We start from the raw sequence: 23,842 nt of genomic DNA, 5'->3' as shown, positions 1-23,842 counted from the left end.
TTTCTATCCAACATTTAATGTTTTAATATTTTCCGCTATATAATCGCCCATCTCGTAGGTGGAAACCTTCCTTCCCTCCCCAATGAAGATATCCGCCGTCATCAGGCCGTCCGCAAGAGCCCTCCTTACCGCCCCCTCTATCATCTCGGCCGACTCTATCTCCATCAAGGAGTATCTCAACATCATCGAGGCGGACAGGATCGAGGCTATCGGATTGGCGACCCCTCTGCCGGCAATATCGGGGGCGCTCCCGTGCACCGGCTCGTACATCCCCACACCACCCGCTCCCCCATCCTTGACTTCCCCCAGGCTCGCCGACGGGAGCATCCCTATGGAGCCGGTCAGCATAGCCGCCTCATCGCTTATTATATCACCAAAAAGGTTTGTTGTCAAAATGGTATCGAAATCGCACGGCCTCCTTATCAGCTGCATGGCGCAGTTGTCCACGTACATATGCTCGACCGTAACGTCGGGGTATCCTTTCGCGACCTCGCTTACGACCTCCCTCCAGAGGGCCATCGATTCGAGGACGTTGGCCTTGTCTACTGAAGTCAGCTTTTTTCTCCTCTTCTCCGCAATCTTGAAGGCGGTATCGGCGATCCGCCTGATCTCCGACTCCGAATAGGACAGGGTATTGATCCCCACCCTCTGACCGCCCTCGTTTCTTATCCCTCGGGGCGTCCCGAAATAAATCCCCCCGGTAAGCTCCCTCACCACCATTATGTCGATGTCCCGGATCACCTCCTCCTTGATCGTGGAGGCCCCCACAAGCTCCGGGAAGACGATCGCCGGCCTCAGGTTGCAGAAGAGGCCGAGGGTGGACCTGAGCTTTAGGAGTGCCGCCTCGGGACGTTTGTCCGTTGGGAGACCGTCCCACTTGGGGCCGCCCACCGCTCCCAGGAGGACTGCGGAGGATTTTCCGATCACATCGAGCGTGTCCTCCGGCAACGGGACGCCGTACTCGTCAATCGCCGCACCCCCCACAGGGCACTCGACAAAATCAAACTTTATATCATCCTTTGAAGCATCCCTGGAATCGGAGACCGCATTTAAAACCTTTACCGCTTCCCGCGTTACCTCGACCCCAACCCCGTCCCCGGGTAGGAGTGCTATCTTATACCTCTTCATTTCCCCTTTTTTATCCCCTTCTTTATATGACCGATCAGCCCCCCGTCCGCCAAAAGCTCGGCCATAAAGGGGGGTATAGGCTTTGCGGAAAAGGTCTTTCCGGACGTGACGTTCTTTATCTCCCCTTTCCCCGTGTCCACCTCCACCTCGTCCCCCGCCTTTATTCCCCTTACCGCCTCCGGGGATTCGAGTATGGCAAGCCCAGTGTTGAAGGCGTTCCTGTAGAATATCCTCGCAAAGCTCTCGGCGATTACGATAGAGGTGCCGGACACCTTGATTGCGACGGGGGCGTGCTCCCTCGAAGATCCGCAGCCGAAGTTTCTCCCGGCGACCAGTATCCCGCCTGTGCGCACGCTCCCCCTGAAATCTGGGGCGTAGTCCTCCAGGGCATGGGAACCCAGCTCCTCCGGGTCGGAGGTGTTTAGAAACCTCGCCGGGATTATCGCATCGGTGTCCACATCATCGCCCACTTTGTATGCCCTTCCCTTATGTCTCATGCTGACCCCCCCCTTTTTTTTAAAATATCGCTTCAATCCATTCCGACGCCACCTGCATCCGCCCTCCCCCGTCAGCAAAACCCGCCCGACCCCGCCCAATCTTTTTTACCCGGGATCCCTACCTGTGGATGAGGACGAGGTTGTCCCGATGTACCACCTCGTCCGGGTGTTTATCCCCCTTCCCTCTCCGTATCTCGCCGGTCTTCTTTCCCTTTATCTCCATGAGTTCGTGATAGTTGTAATTCACCTGTCCCCTGGCGAACTCCTCCCCCTCGGGCCCCAATAGAGAGACTATCTCCTTCTCCTTGAAATTTCCCGTGACCATAACGATTCCGCCGGGCAGCAGGCTCTTCCCCCCGTTGACTATCGCCTTGAAGGCGCCCTCGTCCACCTCGATCGTTCCGGTAACCTTAGGCGAGTACCTGATCCAGTATTTTTTGCTCTTCATCCCGACTTTCTTCGGGAGAAAAAGGGTCCCCACATCTTTGGCGTCAAAAATATCGATTATGGAGTCCTTCTGGACTCCACTTCCGATTATCGCCGGTATTCCCATCTCGACGGCCATCTGTGCCGCCTCGACCTTTGTCTTCATCCCTCCGACCCCGACCTTGGTCGAGGTGTCCGCCGCGAGATGGCTTGCCTCCTCCTTGACGTTTTTCACAATCGATATCAATTTGGCATCTTTATGGAGATTCGGGTCCTTGTCGTAGAAACCCGCGGTATCGGTCAACAGCAGGAGGAGGTCGGCCTCGACGAGGTTTATCGTCTGGGCGGCGAGAAAATCGTTATCGCCGAGGCGAATCTCGTCGACTACCACCGTGTCGTTTTCGTTGATTATCGGGATTATCCCCAAATCGAGAAGGGTGAAGATCGTGTTTCTCGCGTTGATGAACCTGTGTCTGTAGCTCAGGTCCCTGTTTGTCAGGAGTATCTGGCCGACTACGATCCCGTGGTTCTCGAACGAGCGCTCATATGCCCTCATGAGGGATGTCTGCCCGACGGAGGCGGCCGCCTGCAGCTCGGCCATCGCAGTCGGCTTCGCGAGAAAGCCGAGCTTGGGCACTCCCGCCGCTATCGCGCCGGAAGACACTATTACACACTCGATTCCCCGCTCCTTTACAGCGGCGATCTCTGATGTGATCCTCTCAATGGCGACGATATTAAGGCCTTCCTTTGCCGTGAGGACGCCGCTCCCTATCTTTACAACGGCCCGCTTTACGTTTCCTATCAGCTCTTTTCGCATAATATCAATTAATCACGTCAATCACGCCTCTAAAAGGGGAATACCGCCCTCCCCGATGTCTACTCCGCCTCTTTTTTACCAAGCCCCTCCATCACGCCATACACGGCATTCAGGAGCCTCTTGGTTCCATCCCCATTGATAGCAGAAATGGGGAAAATGTCAATATCTAATGTGGAGAGTCGATCCACAAGCTCGTCAAATTTCTCTTTGGAGCCGGGGAGGTCTGTCTTGTTCGCCGCCACCACCTGGGGCTTTTGATAGAGGGCCGTGCTGAAGGATTTAAGCTCGGAGTTCAGAATCTCGTAATCCCGGGCCGGGTCCCTCCCGCTCTGCGGATTCAGGTCAAGGAGGTGAATCAGGACCTTGGTCCTCTCCACGTGCTTCAGGAATCTCGTCCCCAACCCCACCCCCTTATGCGCCCCCTCGATGATCCCGGGGATGTCGGCCATCACGAAACTCCTCCCGCCGTCGAGGGATACGATCCCGAGGGTCGGGGTAAGGGTGGTAAAGGGATAGTCGGCGATCTTCGGCCTCGCCCTGGAGATCTTGCTTATCAGGGTAGACTTGCCGGCGTTCGGAAACCCAATAATGCCGACGTCGGCGATAACCTTGAGGGAGAGGCGGATAACTGCCGACCTTTCGGGACCTCCCTTCTCAAATTCCCTGGGCGCCCTGTTTGTCGGGGAGGCGAAGCGTGCGTTTCCCCTGCCCCCCCTTCCGCCCTTGAGCAGAAGAACCTTGACGTCCGGCTCGACCACATCGACGATCAGCTCTCCTTTTTGAGCGTCCAGAACCTCGGTTCCCATCGGAACGGGTATTATTAGGTCTTTTCCGTTTTTCCCGTGCTGATCCTTGCCCTTCCCGTGGGCGCCGCGCTTTGCGGCCCAGTGCTGCCTGTACTTGTAGTCGAGGAGGGTGGACATCTGGGGATTTCCGACTATATAGACGTCTCCGCCGTTCCCGCCGTCGCCGCCGTTCGGTCCGCCTTTTGGGACGTACTTTTCCCTGCGAAAGCTCATGCAGCCGTCGCCACCGGCCCCTGACTTTATCTCTATTGTCGCCTCGTCAACGAACTTCACCCCGAATATCCCCCATAAAAAAAGGGCGAACGATCTCAAGTCTCCTCAAGCCTACGTCCGCCCTTTGATTTTCCGTCTATTGCTATATTTTCAGAATCGTTCGAGCCTCAAATACCCGTAATTCTAATTATTTCAATGGATGAATATCAAATCCCGCTTGGATCCATATAATATATAAGGATTCGTAAGGGTTGAGGAGTCCTCCGAAACATTATCATTCGTTTGAGAATATTTTAGAATCGATCGCCGTCCCCCTTGCAACCCTCATCCCTTTGCACAGATCACCCACTTGCATCCTCATTCTTTCTGACTCCACCCCTCCATTATCCCCATCCCCTCCGCCCGCGACGGCCGACCGACAAGACAAAAACCGTTATCAGTCTTCGGTGATGACGCTGACTTTCTTCTTGCCGCCGGAGATATTACCGAACTCTACTTTCCCGTCTATCAGGGCAAAAAGGGTGTGATCCTTTCCCATCCCCACATTGACTCCCGGGTGAATTTTCGACCCCCGCTGGCGGACGATGATGCTCCCCGCGCTGATCGTCTGTCCGGCCCCGCACTTGAGGCCCAATCTCCTGCCCGCGCTGTCCCTTCCGTTTCTGGAACTTCCCTGTCCCTTTTTGTGTGCCATGGCTGACTCCTAAAAGTTCTCCCTCATTTATATAAAATTAATCCAAGATAATTACTTCACAAATTATCTATCTCCAACCCTACTTACCACTTCCGTTAAGACATCCACTTAAAAGTGCCCCCCCACGCTGCAATAAATCCGATTCCCCCCCATCCCCCCCTGCTAACCAAAACAGCCAGATTCGCAATTTACCCAAACCCCAAAGGGAAATGGAGATTTACACGACTATCTCGTCGATCTTGATTCTCGTCTGGTCCTGCCTGTGTCCCTGCTTTCTCCTGTATCCCTTTCTTCTCTTGTACTTAAGGACGGTTATCTTCTTCCCCTTCCCCTGGGAGACGATGGTCCCTGAAACCTTTGCGCCCTTTACATTTGGAGAGCCGACCTTCGGCTCTTTATCCCCCCCAACCATAAGGACGTCTTCAATATCGATCTTATCCCCGACGTTTCCCGACAGCTTTTCCACGGAGATGGTATCTCCGGAAGACACCCTGTACTGTTTACCGCCGGTCTTGATTACTGCATACATACTTTTTCTGCTCCCCTCCCTAAAACATAAAGACAACCTAAGGCATAGGTTGATTAAGAACTTAAAAAACTAAATAGATTCAATAGAAACTATTAATTATATTTCTTTTTGAATTATCTTGTCAAGATAATTGTTGAAAAATTTTGATACAAAATATATGATCCCCCTCTTGCGATATTTTGTAATATTTTCATTTCAATCCCCTTTAGGCCTTAGCCTTGAAGGTTTTAGTACTCTAAAGGGGATTATCAAATTGAAGGTTGTGCCATTTTTTCTGACAACGCCCTTTTTCATTCTTAATCGATAAGGGATGTCGGGGATAAATCTTGACTGGAAATGTTATTACTGTTATAATGTTTTTGGGGTTTTACTATTATTAAAAAGGTCGGGGGCACATTGAAAAAAGTATTGATAGTAGAAGATTCCGAACTCACGCGGGAGATGGTTAAGGATACGCTCTCCACAAAAGGCTACGAAGTCGTCGAGGCGAAGGACGGGCTCGAGGGGATCAGGCTTGCCTACGAGCAAAATCCCGATCTCATCATATTAGATGTGATTATGCCGAGGATGGACGGGATATCTCTATGTAAGATCTTAAGCCAGGGCTCGGAGACCAGGGATATACCGATAATAATGCTGACTTCCAGGACATCCTCGAAGGATGTGAAGAAGGGTCTCGATGCGGGAGCGGTTGATTATATAAAAAAGCCATTTGACGAGATCGAGCTTCTTGCCAGGGTGAAATCGGCGCTCAGGGTCAAGTCGTACAAGACACAGATAGATTTTCTCAAGGCCAAGCTTAATGAGCTCTCGACCACCGACGAGCTGACCGATCTCAAAAACGCCGGCTACTTCTGGGATTACCTGAACCGCGAGATAAACAAAATCCCCCGACTCAAAAAGCCTCTTTCGCTGATCATTATTGACATCGATAACTTCAAGCGGGTAAACGACAATTTCGGGCATCTCGTGGGAGACAGGGTGCTGAAAGAGATCGCGACAATTTTAACGGTGAACCTGCGCAAATACGACCTACTGGCAAGGTACGGCGGGGAAGAATTTGTGGTGGTCCTTATAGACACCGACGAGGACGGGGCCTTCAAGGTGGCCGAAGACCTTAGAAGAAAGATCGGGGAAAATGTATTCAAAGAGAATGGAAAGAACTTTCATCTCTCAGCGAGCGCAGGGGTGGCCTCCGTCGTGCCGGATATGCCTAAGAACGCGATAAACACCATATCCCTTTTTGAACGGGCCGACAAGGCCCTAAACGAGGCCAAGACGAAAGGGATGGGGATGAGCGTGATTACGCCTATCTCATACGATGAAGATAAATTCGAGAATGAGGCAATAAATAAAGTGTAATCACGGATAAAAACCAAAGACTCGAAAAGGGCGTTTTTTTCTTGAAGCAAATAATAAAATGATAGCAATCGATATAAAGTGCGACAACGGCCACATCTTTGAAGGATGGTTTTCCGACAGCGATTCGTTTAAGGAGCAGAGGGAAAAACTCCTTATAAGCTGCCCGTATTGCGGCTGCAACGATGTCGAGCGGATACCGTCGACCTTTTCCATCGGCAACAGGTCGATCCCGGCAAACTCAAACGCCTCGGTAAATAAAGCAGGGGACAATAAGGGAAAGGTTCCGATACCCATCCAGGCAAACCTCTACGAGCTCCAGGAATACATAAGCAAGCACTTCGAGGATGTGGGGACCGGCTTTGCGGAGGAGGCGCTGAAAATCCATCTCGGTTTCGAGGAGAAGAAAAATATCCGCGGCACCACTACCGAAGAAGAGGAGAGGGAGCTTATGGAAGAGGGGGTTCCCTTTGTAAAGATCCCGATAATCAAGTTCGACAGCTGAGGGGAGATCGATTATTGTCAAAGGGAGCATTGACACAACGACTCATTGGACTGCGTTTTTAAAAGACTGCATTCCTGTTAAATACGGATTGAAGCGCCGACGATCTTTTCGGTCGGAAGGCCGAACTTTTATTAATAAATTGATTACGTAGCGACCTTCCCCGAATAGTCCACAGAAGATCGTCTCAAAGCATAAAGTAGCACTTTAAGAACGAGCCTGCAGGAAATATTAGTAATATTTTTACTTTCAATCTTTATACTCTTTAACCTTGACTTCCTTCTCCTTTTTGTTATAATTCGGGTAAAATGATTACCCGATAAGTGAAGATAGTGAAAAATCTCAGGCAAACCCTCACGATTGCATCCGTAGTCGTCTCCTTGACGATTTTGGGCTTTACCGTCTTCGGAAAGCGTGGATTCATCAGTTTTATGACGATGAAAGAGAGGAAAAAGAGCATCTCCCTCGAAATCGAGAGCCTGCAGAACCAAAACAGCGCCCTAAAGGACGAGCTCATCCGCCTTAAGAGCAAGGAATATCGTGAGCGCGTCGTCAGGTCAAAGATGGGGATGGCAAAGGATGGGGAAGTTATTTACATTTTCACCCCAGAGTAAGTCATGTTTTGTAATCTATGCGGAACAAATCTTCCGGATGGCTCACTCCAATGCAGTAAGTGCAAGAATTTCTTTCCGATAAACCTCGAAGAGCGAAGCTACAAGGTAATCCTCGAATCCTTTACCGACTATAACGCAAAAAAGGAGACGGCGAAGTACCTTGCCTCTCGCTCAAAAGAGAGCAATCTAAAAAGTATCTTATTGAGGCTCGATAATCTCCCCCTTGTCATCTCGAACAGAATGCCAAAGGGAAGGGCCGCCGAGCTTGAGCGCAACTTCACCAAGCTTGGGGCCCGGGTGAAGTTCGTCCCCGTAATCGAGAGTCCAGAGGATAAACAGAGGCTAATCGAGGAGCTGAGACGTCCCTTAAAAAGGTCTTATCTCAACGAAATGAAGCTCGAGATCCCGGAGTCGGTCGAGAAGCTCGAAGCGGAGACAAAATCTATAAATCCGAGCCTCAGGTATTTCATTTTATTACTGGTTTTTCTTTTGATTGGGCTCTCCCTGGCGTTCATGTACCAGTACTACAAGAAATTCTACGAGACCAATCAGCCGATCGGCCCTGGGGTTTCCCCCACCTCTCCCGCAGAAACTCCCTCGGAGGCTCCCGTCTCCCCGTTGCCGGAGACAACTCCGGAAGAAAAAAACGAGGGGGAAAATCCGACCATTGACACGGGTACGCTTAAGAAGGAACCGGAAATAGAGATCCCCGATTTGACGGCAAAATCCTCCCGTTCGTCATATGCCGAGGGAGTGGAACTTTTTCAAAAGGGGCGGTTTGAAGAGGCCCTGAAGATATTTCTCAAGGCGCTCGGTGAAAATCCAAACGACACGGCGCTGAAGAGGAGCGTCTCAATATGCTATTCGGCCATGGGATGGCAGGAGTTGAAAAAAAACAACATCGAGGGGGCGAAAGTCCACTTCAGCAATTCCCTTCATTATTCAAATCAGGAATTCTCGACGTATAAGGGGTTGGGACGGATCTCCGAAGTCGAGGGCGATTTAAGATCGGCGGAGAAATACTACAGAACCGCAATGAAGCTGAATCCCGAGGACGACGATATTTTGATGTACCTCGGGTATGTTTTATATCAGCAGGAAAAACTCGAAGAGGCGCTGGTATTCATCAAAAGGTATTCCGAAAAACACCCCAACGACGAGCTCGCCAAGCAATATCTTGCCAAGATCGAGCGCGAGTATTCCATCGAGGGCGCCTTCGACAAAAAGGAGGGGAGCCACTTCGTCATCAAGTACGAGGGGGGCTCCCGGGAAGTTGTAGGGAACTTTCTCTTGACCACCCTCGAGGAGGTATACGAGAAGGTCGGGGTGACCCTCGGCAGATACCCCACGAAAAAACTCACCGTAGTCCTATACGCAGACAAGGAGTTCAAGGAGGCGACAAAAACCCCTGACTGGGCGGGCGCCCTGTTTGACGGAAAGATACGGATTCCGATAAAGGGGCTGACCGGAAAAACCGAAGAGCTAACCGCAATGGTCACCCACGAATACACCCATGCCGTGATCTTCGACATCGCCGGCTCGGGATGCCCGGTCTGGCTCCATGAGGGATTGGCCCAATATATGGAGGGAAAGTCGACAGTGGAGGCCGACGAGCTCGTTCTCGAATATTACAGACGATACAAAGACCTCCCGTCGCTGAGACAGTTCTCAGGGGGATTTATGGGCCTTGGGACGACTCAGGCCTATTTCGCATATATGTACAGCCTCTCCGGCACCAACTACATGATAAAGACGTACGGAATCGGCTTTATAAGGGACCTCCTGGAAGCGATCGGCGAGGGGAAGGAATTCGACGAGGCCTTCACCGAGACATACTACATCACTTTCGACTCCTTCATGAACCGCTGGAAGAACAGCCTGAAGAACAAGTCGTAAGTACAACCTTTTAATCCATATTATCAAGTTTTAATCCCAGAATTGTTATTGTAAAAACGATTGTAATAAAGCCCCCTTCTCTCGAATAAATATCACGAATGGAGCTTAAAAAACCACTTGTTATATGACCGCTCTACCACTCCACGCCAAATAGCGATCGATGCTAATGAAATCGGAAAACCACAAGGAACACACAGAGACCTCTTTGAAAATCTTATATTTATTCACTAAAAAATTGGCCTTCCTTCGCTGTTATCAGTAGCTACCGTACATGACTTAAAGGAAATTTCATATTCCTAACGCAGATAATCTAAGTCCTTTAAAATCAGGAGGAGGAGAATCTCCCAATTTCTACATATTTTAGATTTCGTAGTGCGATCATACATATTGAAAGGTGATAACATTAGAATATTATTAGAAAAATTTTCTTGACATACAGAAATAAAATTGTTATCTTAAACTCTGCCGTTTTTATATCCTTATTGACAACAAAAACTGTTTTTTCAGGGACTTCGCTCTATTCTGATTTAATATTATAAATAACAGGAATAAAAAAATGAATAGAAAAATAGCTGTAAGTAATTTCCTTTCGACATTAGTAAATATTTTCAAGTCCAAGAAATACTTCACTATAATAATAGTCCCTCAAAAAGCCCAAAAGGTACACAAGTTCAAGATCTCCGATCTTTCCTTGACGATCCTGGGGGTTTTGACTCTCTTTTTCATCATCATTTCCGGATTTATGCTCTTTAACTACTTCGAGTTGGTCTCCAAGGCCACCACCGTGGGCGACCTGAGAGAGACAAACATGAGACAGAAGGAGAAGATCCGGGAGTTTCAGGACAAGATAGATACCTTAGAAGCCCAGATGGAAAAGATCCGTCAATTCGACGAGAAACTCAGGATAATCACCAACATCGGCGAATATACTAAGGGAGAGGAGATGTTCGGCGTCGGCGGCCCGCTGCCCGAAGAGGGGGAAAGCGTGACGGATGTCGATAAGTATACAAAATCATTGATGAAGGAGATAAGCGTCGACCTCGACAAGCTCCAGGAGGAATCGAAGCTTCGAGAGGAGAGCATCCAGGAGCTTTTGAGCTTCCTCGAGGATCAAAAGAACATCCTGGCCAGCACCCCCTCCATCTGGCCGGCCCGGGGATTTATAACGTCCGGCTTCGGCTATAGGCGCTCCCCATACACCAAGACCCTCAGGATGCACGAGGGCCTCGATATTGCCAATAAGGTTGGAACGGCGGTGATTGCCCCGGCAGACGGTATCGTCGTATTCGCCGGAATCGAGGGGGGATACGGCAAGCTCCTCACCATCGACCACGGATACGGAATCGCGACACGCTACGGACACCTCGATTCAATCCTCGTCAAGGAGGGGGACAAAATCAAGAGGGGTGCAAAGATCGGAACCATCGGACAGACGGGACTCACGACCGGGCCCCACCTGCACTATGAGGTCCGTGTAAACAGCGTACCAGTGAATCCGAAGAACTACATTTTGAATTAAAACACTTGTCATCTCAGTTATCGGATTACAAAATAACTTCATCAAGGTAATTGGGAGATACTTGGGAGCGGAAGAGATAATTGGGAGCGTAAGATATTTATCAGGGAAGGAGAGTTCATTAAAGCCGAGAGGTTTTAAATATCGCTAAAGCAACCCCGACGGGAAACCCTCCTTCGGGGTTTATTCTTAATTCCAAATCGTCTCAAGTACGGAGGAGAACACCATGTTTGGCGCCGTATTAAAAAAGATAATCGGTTCTAAAAACGAGAGGGAAATAAGGCGGATGCTTCCCATCGTCGAGGCAATAAATGCCCTCGAGCCGGAGATGATGAAGCTCTCCGACATGGACCTCAGGGCAAAGACGGAGGAGTTCAAAAAAAGGCTTGGAGAGGGGTGGGAGCTGGATGATCTCATAGAGGAGTCCTTCGCCGTGGTCAGGGAGGCGTCCCGGAGAACCATCGGGCTGAGGCACTTCGACGTGCAGCTTATCGGCGGCATAGTCCTACACGAGGGGAAGATCGCCGAGATGAAGACCGGCGAGGGAAAGACCCTCGTGGCAACGCTCCCCGCATACCTTAACGGCCTCACCGGAAGGGGCGTCTACATCGTCACCGTAAACGACTACCTGGCGAAAAGAGACAGAGAGTGGATGGGGCGTATATTTGAGTTTCTGGGACTTACCGTCGGCGTAATCCTCCACGACATGAGCGACGAGGAGAGAAAAGCCGCCTACGCCTGCGACATAGTCTACGGGACGAACAACGAATACGGCTTCGACTACCTCAGGGACAACATGAAGTTCAACCTCGAAAACTACGTCCAGAGGGAGCCATTCTTCGCCATCGTCGACGAGGTGGACTCGATTTTGATCGACGAGGCCAGAACCCCCCTCATAATCTCCAGCCAGGTGGACAGGGACTCTCACCAGTACGATACCCTGAAGCCCCTTATTAAGAGGCTCGTTACGAGGCAGAAGGAGCACGTAAATAACCTCTTCGTGAAGGCAGTGGAGCTGGAAAAGGGGGGCGATTTCGAGGGATCTATGATAAACCTCATCCGCGTGGAGAGGGGGGACCCGAAAAACAGGCGGCTTTTGAAACTGCTCGCCGACAGAAAAGAGATAAAAAAAGAGATGACCCGCATGGAGGGCTATATAGCTAGGGACAAGAGGACGCAGGAGCTCGAAGAGGGACTCCTCTACATGTTCTCGGAGAAGGAGCACAACGTCTCCTTCACCGAGGAGGGCCAGGGCATTATCAGGACCTCCCTAGGGGACCTTTTCGACTTCGGCGACATCAACGAAGAGTACATCAAGATAGAGCAGGACGAGTCGTTGTCCACCGCCGAGAAGGAAAACAAGAAGAAGGCGGTGGGGATGGAATTCGAGGACAAGACCGAAAAGATCCACAACCTCTCCCAACTCCTCAAGGCGTACACCCTCTTTGAAAACGACGTGGATTATGTCGTTAATAACGGGGAAGTAATAATAGTCGATCAATTCACGGGAAGGATGATGCCGGGGCGGCGCTACAGCGACGGCCTCCACCAGGCCCTCGAGGCGAAGGAGGACGTCACTATAGCAAAGGCTACGAGGACCGTAGCCACGGTCACCCTTCAGAACTACTTCAGGATGTTCGAAAAGCTCGCCGGCATGACCGGAACCGCAGACACAGAGGCGGAGGAGTTCAACAAGGTCTACAAGCTTGACGTGATGGTAATTCCCACAAACAGGCCCCTCAGGAGAGATGAATACTCCGATCTCATCTACAAGACCGAGAACGGAAAGTTTCTGGCGGTGGCCGACGAGATCGCGGAGCTCAACAGGGAGGGGAGACCGGTCCTCGTCGGAACGACATCCATTGAAAAATCGGAGAAGCTCTCCCGACTCCTCAAGATGAGGAAGATACCCCATCTGGTGCTGAACGCCAAGCACCACGAGCGGGAGGCGGAGATAGTGAGCGGGGCCGGCCAGTACGGCGCCGTAACAATCGCAACTAACATGGCCGGGAGGGGAACCGACATCGTCCTCGGCGATGAAGTTCCGGAGCTGGGGGGACTCCACATTATCGGAACGGAGCGCCATGAGAGCAGGAGGATCGACAACCAGTTGAGGGGCCGCTCCGGCAGGCAGGGGGACAAGGGATCGTCCCAGTTCTACCTATCCCTCGAAGACGACCTTCTGAGGATCTTCGGGGCGGACAGGATCATGTCCGTGATGAACCGCCTCGGGATGGAGGAGGGGGAGGCGATCGAGCATAGCCTCCTCACCAAGGCGATCGAGAACGCCCAGAGGAAGGTCGAGGGAAACAACTTTTCCATCAGAAAGAACCTCCTTGAATACGACGACGTGATGAACAAGCAGAGAGAGGTCATCTACGAGAGGCGCAGGGAGATTCTGGGAAAGGACGATCTCAGAGACGACATCATGGAGATGATCGAGGAGAAGGTCGAAGAGATCATGTATTTATATACCTCCGACAAGGGCTTCATCGAGGACTGGGACGCCATAGGGATAGCGGAATCGATCATGACCTACTTCTCCATGCCGATAAACCTCGAAGACCCGCAAATCTCCGAGATGAACAATGACGATTTCGCCGACTGGCTCCTGGACAGCGTGACCAAGAGGTACATGGCGAAGGAGGAGCACCTCACCCCGCCCCTCATGAGACATCTTGAGAAGATGCTTATGCTCGAAACCCTGGACTCCAACTGGCGGGATCACCTGGAGGCGATGGATCAATTGAAGGAGGGGATCGGGCTTCGGGCCTACGGCCAGAGAAACCCGTTGATCGAGTACCAAAAAGAGGGATTCAATCTCTTCTCCGAGATGGGGGAAAACGTCAAGGGGGAGCTTCTCGGCAAAATATTCAGGGTACAGATAGCCAGGGAAGAGGAGGTAAGGCCGAGACTCGCCATCGACAACCTCAACCTCGTCCACAGGGATTTCACCGGGGCCATGGCCGCGGCCGCCTCTCAGGCGGAGGCGGGGGAGGCGATGCAGACAAACAGGGGCGAAGACTCCGCACCACAAAAACCGAAGACGGTGGTCCGGGAGAGCGCGAAAATAGGCAGGAACGACCCCTGCCCCTGCGGAAGCGGAAAGAAATACAAAAAGTGCTGCGGGAAGGTGGCGGAGGCGTCATAGAGAGAATCTCGATCCACCCGCCTCAAGACTCAAAGACATAAAAACGGTTGAAAGGCCTCAGGTTCTGCTTGATTTGTACGTCTCAACTTTTTTTAGCAGTGGGAGGTAGAGGACGGGGACGGCTTTTTAAAATACCCACATTATGTACACTTGAAGCAGGGCTTTCATCGTAAACGTTATTTGAAACCGATTCTGATCTGTTATTGAGTTACAGAAGTTGAATAAAAGAAAGTACACCATTAATCCTTACGACTTTACCTGCCCCGGCTTTCGCGCGGCGGGTGTGGCCTCCGGTATAAAGGGAGACGGCGCCCTCGACCTTGGTCTGATCGTCTCCGACTCTCCGACTAATGCCGCCGCCGTCTTCACGAAAAACCGGGTGAAGGCCGCCCCGTTGACAGTCGCGGCGGAAAGGGTCAGGGGAAACTCGATCAGGGCCGTCCTCGCAAACAGCGGAAACGCAAACGCCTGCACGGGAGACGGGGGGGTCTCGGACGCCGAAAATACGACCTGGGTCGTGGCGAGCCTGCTGAAGCTTCCACCGGAGGGGGTGATCCCGGCCTCCACCGGAGTCATCGGTCAGAGGCTTCCCGCGGAAAATATAAACAGTGCCGCAAGGGGGCTCGTATCCTCGCTTAAGCCCGAGGGCTTCGTCGAATTCGCCGAGGCGATAATGACCACCGACACCTTCTCCAAGATATCAAAGAGGATTTTTTCGGCGGGAGGTTGCGACTACACGATATTGGGGATCGCCAAGGGGGCCGGGATGATCAGGCCAGACATGGCGACGATGCTCTCGTTTATCGTGACCGACGCCCCGATACGCAAAGACGCCCTCAGCAAAGCCCTCAAGGGGGCGGTCGAGGTATCGTTCAACGCCATCACCGTAGACGGGGACACCAGCACAAACGACATGGTCATCTTGATGGCAAGGGACGACGCTGCGTTCAAGGGGGACGTAGATACCTTGGCGGCCATCGAGGACAAGTTTAGGGAAAACCTCGGATCTCTCTTAGTGGAGCTTGCCGAGATGATCGTTAAGGACGGCGAGGGGGCGACAAAGATGGTGTCTATAAAAGTTTTGGGCGCCCCGAACAAGAGGACGGCGAGGGATGTTGCGTTCAGGGTCGCCAACTCCCCCTTAGTCAAGACCGCCTTTTTCGGCGAGGACCCGAACTGGGGGCGCATAATGGGGGCGGTGGGCTGCGTCGAGGGCGACTTCGACCCGATGGGGGCGGACATATACTTCAACGACCTGAAATTGGTGTCGGGCGGGGTGGGAAACGGGATCGAGAGCGAGAGGGCGGCGGCCCGGATCATGAAAAACCGCAGGTTTGACGTCACCATCGACCTCAAGGGGGGGAAATCCACTTTCACCGTTCTGACGACCGACTTTTCTTTCGACTATGTTAAAATTAACGCTGAATACAGAAGCTGAAAGATGAAGATATTTAAGGCGGTTAGGGCACCATTTTTTACGGCGTCGATAGTGCCGATCCTCTTGGGGGGCGTGGAGGCGGCCAGATATTTAAGGGGAGTGGGGGGATCTTTTGATTTTCTCCTCTTTTTCCTCGCCCTGATAGGCGGTCTCTCCTTTCACGCCTCGGCAAACGTCATTAACGACTATTTCGACCATCGTGGGGGAACAGACAATATAAATAAGTACTACAACCCCTTTTCCGGAGGGAGCAGGCTCATTCAGGACGGGATTTTGACCCCAAGGGAGACCCTCAATATCTCCCTCTTTTATCTGTTCCTGGGGATAGCCATCGGTATCTACCTGTTGTATCGCACCGGGCCGCTCCTTTTGATCTTCGGTCTCTCGGGAATATTTTTCACGCTGGCATACTCCATAAACCGATTCGGCCTGTCCTATATCGGGAGGGGCCTGGGCGATCTTACCATCGGATTGAGCTTCGGGCCCATTATGCTTTTGGGGACATACTACGTTTTGACGCTGAAACCCTGCTCGCCTTCGACTGTGCTTCTCTCCGTTCCGGTGGCCTTCTTGATAACGCTGGTCCTCTTCGTAAACGGCTACCCGGACTACGAGGCGGACAGGATAACCAACAAGCATTCCGGGGTGGTCTCCCTCGGGAGGAAGAGGGCGAGATACGCCTACCTCGCGATGGTCGCGGCCACATATTTATCCGTGATCCTTGGAGTAGTTTTTAAAGTAATCCCTCCCTTCGCCCTACTTTCGCTCTTGACCCTGCCCCTGGCGGTCAAGGCGGTGTCTACGCTCTTTCGTGAATACGAAGATCCGGTGGCCGTGGTTTCCGTCTGCGGGATGACGGTTGGGCTGCACCTTTTGACCGGCCTCCTCCTCGCATTGGGGATAGGGATCCACATTTTTATATAGATGTTCTTTTCTTGCCGGGGCATGGAAGAAGATGGGGAGCGTCTTTCGCAATTTTGGGATGAAGAGGGACAAAAGGTTCCTCAATTTATATATGGTTGGTTTTTTTAATAACAGTGCTGTGGACGGATATTTACACTACGGAACGGGGGGTGTTAATCAATTTTAAGATTGCTGTTTTTTGTCTTGCAAAAAACATTGCTTTATGTTATAAAATAGGATTTGAAACTACACACACCCGCAGATTGGGGGCAGGGCGGTGGTTACTGGATACCATCTGGGGTATCCGGGCTCCCGGGCCCCGGCGGGTGGAGGAAAAAAACCGGTAAGGGGGAAAAAATGAGCTACATATCTATGAAGGAGCTCCTCGAAGCGGGGGTTCACTTCGGCCATCAGACAAAGAGATGGAACCCGAAGATGAAGAAATACATCTTCGGGGCGAGAAACGGGATCTACATCATTGACCTTCAGAAGACAATCAAACTTTTCGACGATGCCTACGAGTTTGTTCGTGAACTTTCAAACGACGGGGGCACGGTCCTCTTTGTGGGGACAAAGCGCCAGGCCCAGGAGGCGATCGCAGAGGAGGCCGGGCGGTGCGGGATGCACAACGTCAACGGGAGGTGGCTCGGCGGCACACTCACCAACTTCTCCACCATTAAAAAAAGCATAGACCGATTGAAGAAGCTTGAGGCCCTATTGGCGGACTCCTCGGCGGAGTCCCTGTCAAAAAAGGAGAGGCTGAGCCTTGCCCGACAGAAAGAGAAGCTCGAAAAGAACCTTGGGGGAATCAAGGACATGGAGGGTATTCCGGAATGCATCTTCGTGGTGGACCCGAGAAAGGAGCGGATCGCAATACACGAGGCGAAGAAACTGGAAATACCCATCATCGCCGTTGTGGACACAAACTGCGACCCAGAACAGATAGACTTCGTCATCCCTGGAAACGACGATGCAATCCGAGCCATAAGGCTTTTCGCCTCGAGGATCGCCGACGCAATTCTTGAGGGGAAGAAACAGAAGGGGGTAGAGGTGATCGAGGGAATGGGGGATGACGAGTCGGACGAAAAACCGACGGAGGTGAAGTACGAAGAGGCAAAAGTGGACGCGGCTTCATCGGATGCCGACGGCACGGGCGAAGGTGAAGGGGAAAACGCGACCGCCGACGTTGATGTGACCGAAGCCGACGGAGACACGACCGAGGAAGACGTCGAGGCCTAAGAAGACAGCGGTGATCAGTGATTAAAACAGGATAGATTGAACGACACCCCCGGTCTGTTGTCCGGGGCTTTAAGGAGTTGATAATGGAGATTAATGCACAGATTGTAAAGGAGCTGAGGGAAAAGACCGGCGCCGGGATGATGGACTGCAAGGGCGCCCTGACGGAGGCCGGCGGAGACATGGAGAAGGCGATCGAGTTCTTGAGGAAGAAGGGGCTTTCCCGGGCCGCGAAGAGGGCGGGAAGGGCCGCAAACGAAGGGGCCGTCGGCTCTTATATCCACATGGGCGGGAAGATCGGGGTCTTGGTGGAGGTGAACTGCGAGTCAGACTTTGTGGCGAAAAACGAGGATTTTCAGTCGTTCGCAAAGGACATCGCCATGCATATCGCCGCTTCGTCCCCCCTTTACCTCAACGAGGAGGACGTTCCCGGCGATGTCATAGAAAAGGAGAGGGAGATTTACAAGGCGCAGGCCAAGGATTCGGGAAAGCCGGACAGCGTAATCGACAAGATAGTCGATGGAAAGCTCAAGAAGTTCTACACCGAGGTGTGCCTCTTGGATCAGCCCTACGTCAAGGACACCGACATGAGTGTTACCGATTACCTCAACAACTTTATCTCAAAGACCGGTGAGAATATCGTGATAAGACGTTTCGTTCGCTTTCAGCTCGGGGAGGAACTGTAGTCTGACGGAGATGGAGACTTTTTTTCGGGAGTAAATATTGGCAGGCTCTGTTTACAAGAGGATTCTACTCAAGCTCTCCGGCGAGATCCTGTCGGGATCCGACGGCTTTGGCATTTCCGCAGACGCCATAGAGTACATAACTAAAGAGGTGGAAAAGGGTTTCAATACGGGCGTGGAGATGGCCCTCGTCGTCGGCGGGGGCAACATCTTTCGGGGCATCTCCGCAGGCTCCCAGGGGATAGACAGGGCCACGGCCGACTATATGGGGATGCTCGGCACGGTCATAAACGGCCTCGCCCTGCAGAGCTATCTGGAAAATCGCGGGCTCGACACGAGGCTTCAGACGGCCATAGAGATGAGGGCAGTTGCTGAGCCTTACATAAAAAGGAGGGCGGTGCGTCATCTGGAAAAGGGGAGAATAGTAATATTCGCCGGGGGCACCGGAAACCCCTATTTCACAACGGACACCGCCGCGGCGCTTCGCGGAATGGAGATAGGCGCCGATGTAATCCTAAAGGCGACCAAGGTGGACGGCGTCTACGATAAAGACCCGGTGTCGAACCCCGACGCAAAGATGTTTGACGAGATCAAATTTATCGACGCCTTGAGCCTGGGGCTTAAGGTAATGGACTCGACGGCCTTGTCCCTCTGCATGGACAACAAGCTTCCCATAATCGTCTTTAATCTCCTTGAGGCGGGAAACATCGAAAAGGTCGTCTCTGGTCAAAAAATTGGAACGATAGTAAGAGGTGATAAATAATGGACGAAGTGCTCGAAGACTTAAAAAAAACGATGGAAAAATCGATAGGCTCCTTTAAAAGCGAGCTTAAGAAGATCCGTACCGGCAGGGCGTCAACCGCGCTTTTAGACGGGATAATGGTGGACTACTACGGCACTCCAACACCCCTAAACCAGCTCGGTACGATATCAACCCCGGAGAGCAGACTGATAACCATTCAGCCCTGGGACGTAAATTCGATAGGTGATATCGAGAAGTCGATATTGAAATCGGACCTGGGACTGACGCCCCAAAACGACGGCAAACTCATAAGAATCACCATCCCGAGCCTCACGGAAGAGCGCAGAAAAGAGCTTGTCAAGCACGTCAAAAACATGAGCGAGGATTACAAGATAGCCCTCAGAAACCACAGGAGGGATACGAACGACTTTTTGAAGGAGATGAAAAAGGAAAAGGAGATATCCGAGGATGATTTTTTTCGTCTCCAGGACAAGGTTCAGGAGATCACCAACGATTACGTCAAGAAAACCGACGAGATCTTCACGGAAAAAGAAAAGGAGATTATGGAGATTTGAGCGTAATTGATGAAATAAAGGGCCTCAAGAACATCCCCCACCACGTTGCCATCATAATGGACGGGAACGGACGATGGGCCAAGGAGCGAAATCTAAGCCGCGCAGAGGGTCACAGAAAGGGAAGCGAGATTGTAAGCACCATCGTCGATGTCAGCCGGAAAATCGGGATCGGCGTGCTTACCCTCTACGCCTTTTCCGAGGAGAACTGGAACCGGCCGGAGCTCGAGGTGGAGGCCCTCATGAGCCTTCTGGGGGAATACCTCCAGAAAGAGCTTCCGGACATGATGGAGAACAACGTAAGGTTGACCGCCATCGGAAGGCTCCACTCCCTGCCGGAATTTGTACGCGATATACTTTATGAGACGATCTCCGTTACCGGCAAAAACAGCGGCCTGAACCTGAATCTGGCCCTCTCTTACAGTTCAAGAACAGAGATCACCGATGCATTTGTCAATATAGCCCGGCAGATAAAAGAAGGCGCCCTTTTGATCGACGATATCAATGAAGAGCTCATCTCCCAAAACCTGTACACGAAAAACATTCCCGACCCCGACCTCCTGATTAGAACGAGCGGCGAGATGAGGCTCTCCAACTTTTTATTATACCAGCTGGCATACACCGAAATTTTCATAACAGAAACCCTATGGCCCGATTTTACGCCAGATAAATACCTCGAGGCCCTAAGAGATTATTCCAAAAGGGAGAGGCGCTTCGGGCTTACAAGCGAGCAGATTCGGGGTGAAGTTTAGGGACGGCGTTTTAACCCTAATACAGATGGTCAAGGGACTGCAATTTTAGGACTTTCATCTAATTTTGGTGCAATTTTAAATTAATTAAATTAAGCCTGTCACCCATGCGCAATTTGGAATTTAAGTATAGCAGACGGAAAGATTGATCAATAGGCCCGACGCTCGTTTTTACTCGATAATGGCTTTGAGAGCGCAAGGTTTTTTATATTTATTCGGCGGCAAGGTGCATTGCAACTCCAGAATGACTATTTGAATTTTGCTGCCGACAGCCCCGACGGTTTTATTAAGGAGAGCAAATATGCTCGGAAAACGTCTACTCACGGCCCTCGTGGCCATTCCCATCATTCTATCGATTATCATTTATTTTAAAGATATCGGGATCTTTTTCATTGTCCTAATAGTAATTGCAGTAGCTCTTTACGAGTTCCTCTCTTTTCTCTATCCCGAAAGGCTGAACATCCAGATAGTGGTCCACATCCTATTGGGATTGCTCTTCCCGATAGCCTTCTTCTTTGAGTACCCAAAATTCGTCGTGCCGACGACCGCCTTCGTCTTCATCTCCGTGATGGCCTTTTCCCTCTTTCGCGTTACCGACCCGAAAAGGAAGGCGGAAAACCTCTTCATCAGGATATTCGGTATCTTCTACATAGCCTTTCTCCTCTCCTTTCTGATCGCCTTGAGCAGGATTGCCGACGGCTGGAAGTGGACCATCATGGCGATTGCGATCAACTTCTGCGCAGACGCCGGAGGATATATCGTAGGGAGACTCTTTGGAAGGCACAAGCTTTACGAGGTTATAAGCCCCAAGAAAACCGTGGAGGGCACGATGGGGGGGATCCTCTTTTCCGTTGGCATCGCCTACGCCTTTAAGTACATCTTGGGACTCGAAATACTTGGCTATTGGGACGTCCTTATCCTGGGCCTCGGGGGAGGGATCCTCGCGGTGCTAGGCGATCTGGTGGAGTCCCTTGTAAAGCGCGGTTTCAAGGTAAAGGACGCCGGGGGACTGTTGCCCGGTCACGGGGGCTTTTTGGACAGGATAGACTCATTTGTCTTTTCGCTCCCGTTCATCTTCTATTATGTAACAAGTCTCTACTAAAACACAAAAATGAAGAAGGTCGCAATTCTGGGATCCACCGGCTCCATCGGCGGGCAGGCCCTCGAAATCATCGAGGAGAACAGGGACAGATTTCGGATTGTGGCCTTGACGGCCAACAGGAACGTCTCCCTAATCAAAGAGCAGGTTGAGAGATTCAAGCCCGAGGTCGTGGCGATGGGGGACGAGGGATCGGCCGATGAGCTTCGGGGCATAGTCCCGAAAGGGACCTCGGTCCTCTCGGGGGAGGAGGGCATAGCCGTTGCCTCCGCGGAAACGGGCGCCGACATCCTCGTCACATCGGTCGTGGGGTCGGCGGGACTCGTCCCCACAATAAGGGCGATCGAAAACGGGATAGACATCGCCCTTGCCAACAAGGAGACGCTGGTCGCGGCGGGTAAAATAGTCACAGAAAGGGCGAGGGAGAGGGGCGTCATGCTCCTCCCCGTTGACAGCGAGCACAACGCCCTCTTCCAGTCCCTCAAGGGCCACGAGGAGACGGGCGTCAAGAGGCTTATCCTCACCGCCTCCGGGGGGCCGTTCTGGAAAAGGGGGGTCGAAGATCTTAAGGATGTCACCCCTGAGGAGGCGGTAAGACACCCCCGGTGGAACATGGGGGCCAAGATCAGCGTCGACAGCGCCACCATGATAAACAAGGCCCTTGAGATCATCGAGGCTAGGTACCTCTTTGGCGTAGACGGGGAGAGGATAGACGTCCTGATCCATCCCCAGAGCATTGTCCACTCGATGGTGGAATATATCGACGGCTCAGTCATCGCCCAGATGGGAACAACGGACATGAGGATACCCATAGCCTACGCCCTGTCATACCCGGAGAGGATTAAAAACCGGGTGCCGGAGCTTAGCCTCGCCGACCTGTGCAAAAACGGGACGGGCCTCACGTTTTTCACCCCGGATCACGACAGGTTTCCGGCCCTTAGGCTTGCGTACGGCTCGCTGAAGGCGGGCGGCACAATGCCGGCGGTATTGTCGGCCGCAAACGAGGCGGCGGTCTCCCTCTTCATGGAGGGAAAAATCGGTTTTCTGGAGATCGTTGAAACGGTCTCCGAGGTAATGAACAGACACAATGTAATTGAAGCCCCCGGCCTCGATGATATTCTGGAGGCGGACCTCTGGGCGAGGCGGGAGGCGGAAAGAGTGAGGAATATATAATGGACATGGCAATAGAGACGGCGGGATTCTTTTCAACGGCGGGCTATTTCATAGTAGTCCTGGGTATACTGGTCTTCGTCCATGAGCTGGGACACTTTCTGGCGGCGAAGTCGGTGGGGGTGAGGGTCTTGAAGTTCTCCCTCGGCTTCGGACCGAAGCTCATCGGGAAAAAGATCGGGCATACCGACTACATGATCTCCATGCTGCCGCTCGGCGGTTACGTCAAGATGCTGGGGGAAAACCTCCACGACGAAATCCAGGATAAGGAGAAATCGGAATCGTTTCTGGCACAGAACAACTTCAAGAAGAGCGTCATCGTAGTCGCCGGCCCCCTCTTCAACTTCATATTCGCGGTGGTCGCCTACTGGGCCGTCTTCATGATAGGGATATCCGTGCCAGTGGACGTTCCCGTGGTGGGAAGCCTCTCGGAGGGTTATCCCGCCGCCGAGGCCGGACTCATGACGGGCGACAGGATCGTCTCGATCAACGGCGAGGCCGTGGAGAGCTGGGAGGGAATGTCGGAGATGATAAGGGCATCGGGCGGAAGCGCAGTCGAACTCAAGGTCTTGAGGGGCGACGAGGAGATGGCCTTTTCGATCACTCCGAAAGTGGGCGAGGGAATCGGGGAGGACTTTACCCCGAAGGAGTATTACATGATAGGGATCTCGCCGACCTTCGAGCTCAAGAGATACGGCCCCATAAAGGCTGTTGACCTGGGATTAAAGCAGACCGGAATGATCATCCGGGTTACCTTCAAGGTCATCGGGAAGATGTTCTCGGGGGATATCCCCCTGAACAACATCGGCGGTCCGATATTGATCGCCCAGGTGGCGGGGGAGGCCGGAAGGGGGGGACTCGCCCATTTCCTCGGCTTTCTCGCCCTGATAAGCATAAACCTCGGAATATTGAACCTCCTGCCGGTGCCCGTCCTGGACGGAGGACACCTACTCTTCTTTATCATCGAGTCGGTCATCAGGAGGCCTATAAGCCTCAAGGTAAAGGAGGTGGCGCTCCAGATAGGTCTTCTGCTTCTCGTTCTGCTCATGATAATGGCCTTCTACTTCGACATCGCCAGAATAATCTCGCCGGGTTAAATCAC

At 52.1% G+C, this 23,842-nt stretch carries 22 protein-coding genes; 16 read left to right on the top strand and 6 right to left on the bottom strand.

All coding sequences use genetic code 11. The features are described 5' to 3' along the window. Nucleotides 1-3: 3 nt before the first annotated feature. The 6 genes from leuB to rplU form a co-directional block, all read right to left on the bottom strand. A complete protein-coding gene (leuB, locus tag JW984_00660; protein MBN1571689.1) occupies nucleotides 4-1,128 on the bottom strand; it encodes a 3-isopropylmalate dehydrogenase in 1,125 nt (374 codons plus the stop codon). Then, the gene (locus JW984_00655; GenBank protein MBN1571688.1) at nucleotides 1,125-1,625 is read right to left on the bottom strand and encodes a 3-isopropylmalate dehydratase small subunit; all 501 of its coding nucleotides are present in this window, start codon (nucleotides 1,623-1,625) and stop codon (nucleotides 1,125-1,127) included. The genes leuB and JW984_00655 overlap by 4 nt, the downstream gene beginning before the upstream one ends. Before the next feature lie 118 nt (nucleotides 1,626-1,743). Further along, nucleotides 1,744-2,868, bottom strand: coding sequence for a glutamate 5-kinase (gene proB / locus JW984_00650; protein MBN1571687.1), 1,125 nt, complete (start codon nucleotides 2,866-2,868; stop codon nucleotides 1,744-1,746). 59 nt (nucleotides 2,869-2,927) lie between these two features. Continuing rightward, complete coding sequence (gene obgE, locus JW984_00645; protein ID MBN1571686.1) at nucleotides 2,928-3,947, bottom strand: GTPase ObgE; 1,020 nt, start codon at nucleotides 3,945-3,947, stop codon at nucleotides 2,928-2,930. A 376-nt stretch (nucleotides 3,948-4,323) separates the two neighbouring features. Then, the gene (gene rpmA / locus JW984_00640; protein MBN1571685.1) at nucleotides 4,324-4,581 is read right to left on the bottom strand and encodes a 50S ribosomal protein L27; all 258 of its coding nucleotides are present in this window, start codon (nucleotides 4,579-4,581) and stop codon (nucleotides 4,324-4,326) included. 217 nt (nucleotides 4,582-4,798) lie between these two features. After that, nucleotides 4,799-5,110, bottom strand: a complete 312-nt coding sequence (rplU, locus tag JW984_00635) for a 50S ribosomal protein L21 (GenBank protein ID MBN1571684.1) — start codon at nucleotides 5,108-5,110, stop codon at nucleotides 4,799-4,801. Between the two features lie 396 nt (nucleotides 5,111-5,506). On the opposite strand from rplU, the gene JW984_00630 reads away from it, so the two are divergent. The 16 genes from JW984_00630 (at nucleotide 5,507) to rseP (ending at nucleotide 23,837) form a co-directional block, all read left to right on the top strand. Continuing rightward, nucleotides 5,507-6,472 (top strand): diguanylate cyclase, encoded by a 966-nt coding sequence (locus tag JW984_00630; GenBank protein MBN1571683.1) that lies wholly within the window; start codon nucleotides 5,507-5,509, stop codon nucleotides 6,470-6,472. 58 nt (nucleotides 6,473-6,530) lie between these two features. Then, nucleotides 6,531-6,974 (top strand): DUF1178 family protein, encoded by a 444-nt coding sequence (locus tag JW984_00625; GenBank protein ID MBN1571682.1) that lies wholly within the window; start codon nucleotides 6,531-6,533, stop codon nucleotides 6,972-6,974. A gap of 320 nt (nucleotides 6,975-7,294) precedes the next feature. Beyond that, nucleotides 7,295-7,585, top strand: coding sequence for a septum formation initiator family protein (locus tag JW984_00620; GenBank protein MBN1571681.1), 291 nt, complete (start codon nucleotides 7,295-7,297; stop codon nucleotides 7,583-7,585). A 3-nt stretch (nucleotides 7,586-7,588) separates the two neighbouring features. Further along, a complete protein-coding gene (locus JW984_00615) occupies nucleotides 7,589-9,481 on the top strand; it encodes a tetratricopeptide repeat protein (GenBank protein MBN1571680.1) in 1,893 nt (630 codons plus the stop codon). Nucleotides 9,482-10,037: 556 nt separating this feature from the next. Continuing rightward, the gene (locus JW984_00610; GenBank protein ID MBN1571679.1) at nucleotides 10,038-11,000 is read left to right on the top strand and encodes a peptidoglycan DD-metalloendopeptidase family protein; all 963 of its coding nucleotides are present in this window, start codon (nucleotides 10,038-10,040) and stop codon (nucleotides 10,998-11,000) included. 223 nt (nucleotides 11,001-11,223) lie between these two features. After that, a complete protein-coding gene (secA, locus tag JW984_00605) occupies nucleotides 11,224-14,148 on the top strand; it encodes a preprotein translocase subunit SecA (GenBank protein ID MBN1571678.1) in 2,925 nt (974 codons plus the stop codon). A 238-nt stretch (nucleotides 14,149-14,386) separates the two neighbouring features. Beyond that, a complete protein-coding gene (gene argJ / locus JW984_00600) occupies nucleotides 14,387-15,586 on the top strand; it encodes a bifunctional glutamate N-acetyltransferase/amino-acid acetyltransferase ArgJ (protein ID MBN1571677.1) in 1,200 nt (399 codons plus the stop codon). A gap of 3 nt (nucleotides 15,587-15,589) precedes the next feature. After that, entirely contained in the window at nucleotides 15,590-16,510 is a 921-nt protein-coding gene (locus tag JW984_00595) for a prenyltransferase (protein MBN1571676.1), read from the top strand. Between the two features lie 336 nt (nucleotides 16,511-16,846). Then, nucleotides 16,847-17,728 carry a 30S ribosomal protein S2 gene (rpsB, locus tag JW984_00590; GenBank protein MBN1571675.1) on the top strand — a complete coding sequence of 294 codons (882 nt, stop codon included), beginning with the start codon at nucleotides 16,847-16,849 and terminating at the stop codon, nucleotides 17,726-17,728. Nucleotides 17,729-17,811: 83 nt separating this feature from the next. Next, a complete protein-coding gene (tsf, locus tag JW984_00585) occupies nucleotides 17,812-18,411 on the top strand; it encodes a translation elongation factor Ts (protein MBN1571674.1) in 600 nt (199 codons plus the stop codon). Nucleotides 18,412-18,448: 37 nt separating this feature from the next. Next, entirely contained in the window at nucleotides 18,449-19,171 is a 723-nt protein-coding gene (locus JW984_00580; GenBank protein MBN1571673.1) for a UMP kinase, read from the top strand. Further along, nucleotides 19,168-19,725: a ribosome recycling factor gene (frr, locus tag JW984_00575; protein ID MBN1571672.1), complete on the top strand. Its 558-nt coding sequence runs from the start codon at nucleotides 19,168-19,170 to the stop codon at nucleotides 19,723-19,725. The genes JW984_00580 and frr overlap by 4 nt, the downstream gene beginning before the upstream one ends. Next, the gene (locus tag JW984_00570) at nucleotides 19,722-20,474 is read left to right on the top strand and encodes an isoprenyl transferase (protein MBN1571671.1); all 753 of its coding nucleotides are present in this window, start codon (nucleotides 19,722-19,724) and stop codon (nucleotides 20,472-20,474) included. Before frr ends, JW984_00570 begins: the two co-directional genes overlap by 4 nt. Nucleotides 20,475-20,772: 298 nt before the next feature. Beyond that, nucleotides 20,773-21,573: a phosphatidate cytidylyltransferase gene (locus tag JW984_00565; GenBank protein MBN1571670.1), complete on the top strand. Its 801-nt coding sequence runs from the start codon at nucleotides 20,773-20,775 to the stop codon at nucleotides 21,571-21,573. Nucleotides 21,574-21,582: 9 nt separating this feature from the next. Next, nucleotides 21,583-22,743, top strand: coding sequence for a 1-deoxy-D-xylulose-5-phosphate reductoisomerase (locus tag JW984_00560; GenBank protein ID MBN1571669.1), 1,161 nt, complete (start codon nucleotides 21,583-21,585; stop codon nucleotides 22,741-22,743). Further along, nucleotides 22,743-23,837: an RIP metalloprotease RseP gene (rseP, locus tag JW984_00555; GenBank protein MBN1571668.1), complete on the top strand. Its 1,095-nt coding sequence runs from the start codon at nucleotides 22,743-22,745 to the stop codon at nucleotides 23,835-23,837. Before JW984_00560 ends, rseP begins: the two co-directional genes overlap by 1 nt. The last annotated feature ends 5 nt before the right edge of the window (nucleotides 23,838-23,842 follow it).

The sequence above is a fragment of the Candidatus Zymogenus saltonus genome (assembly GCA_016929395.1).
GTDB lineage: Bacteria > Desulfobacterota > Zymogenia > Zymogenales > Zymogenaceae > Zymogenus > Zymogenus saltonus.
The sequence above is the reverse complement of the archived record's forward strand: the minus strand, read 5'-3'. Positions and strand labels throughout refer to the sequence as shown.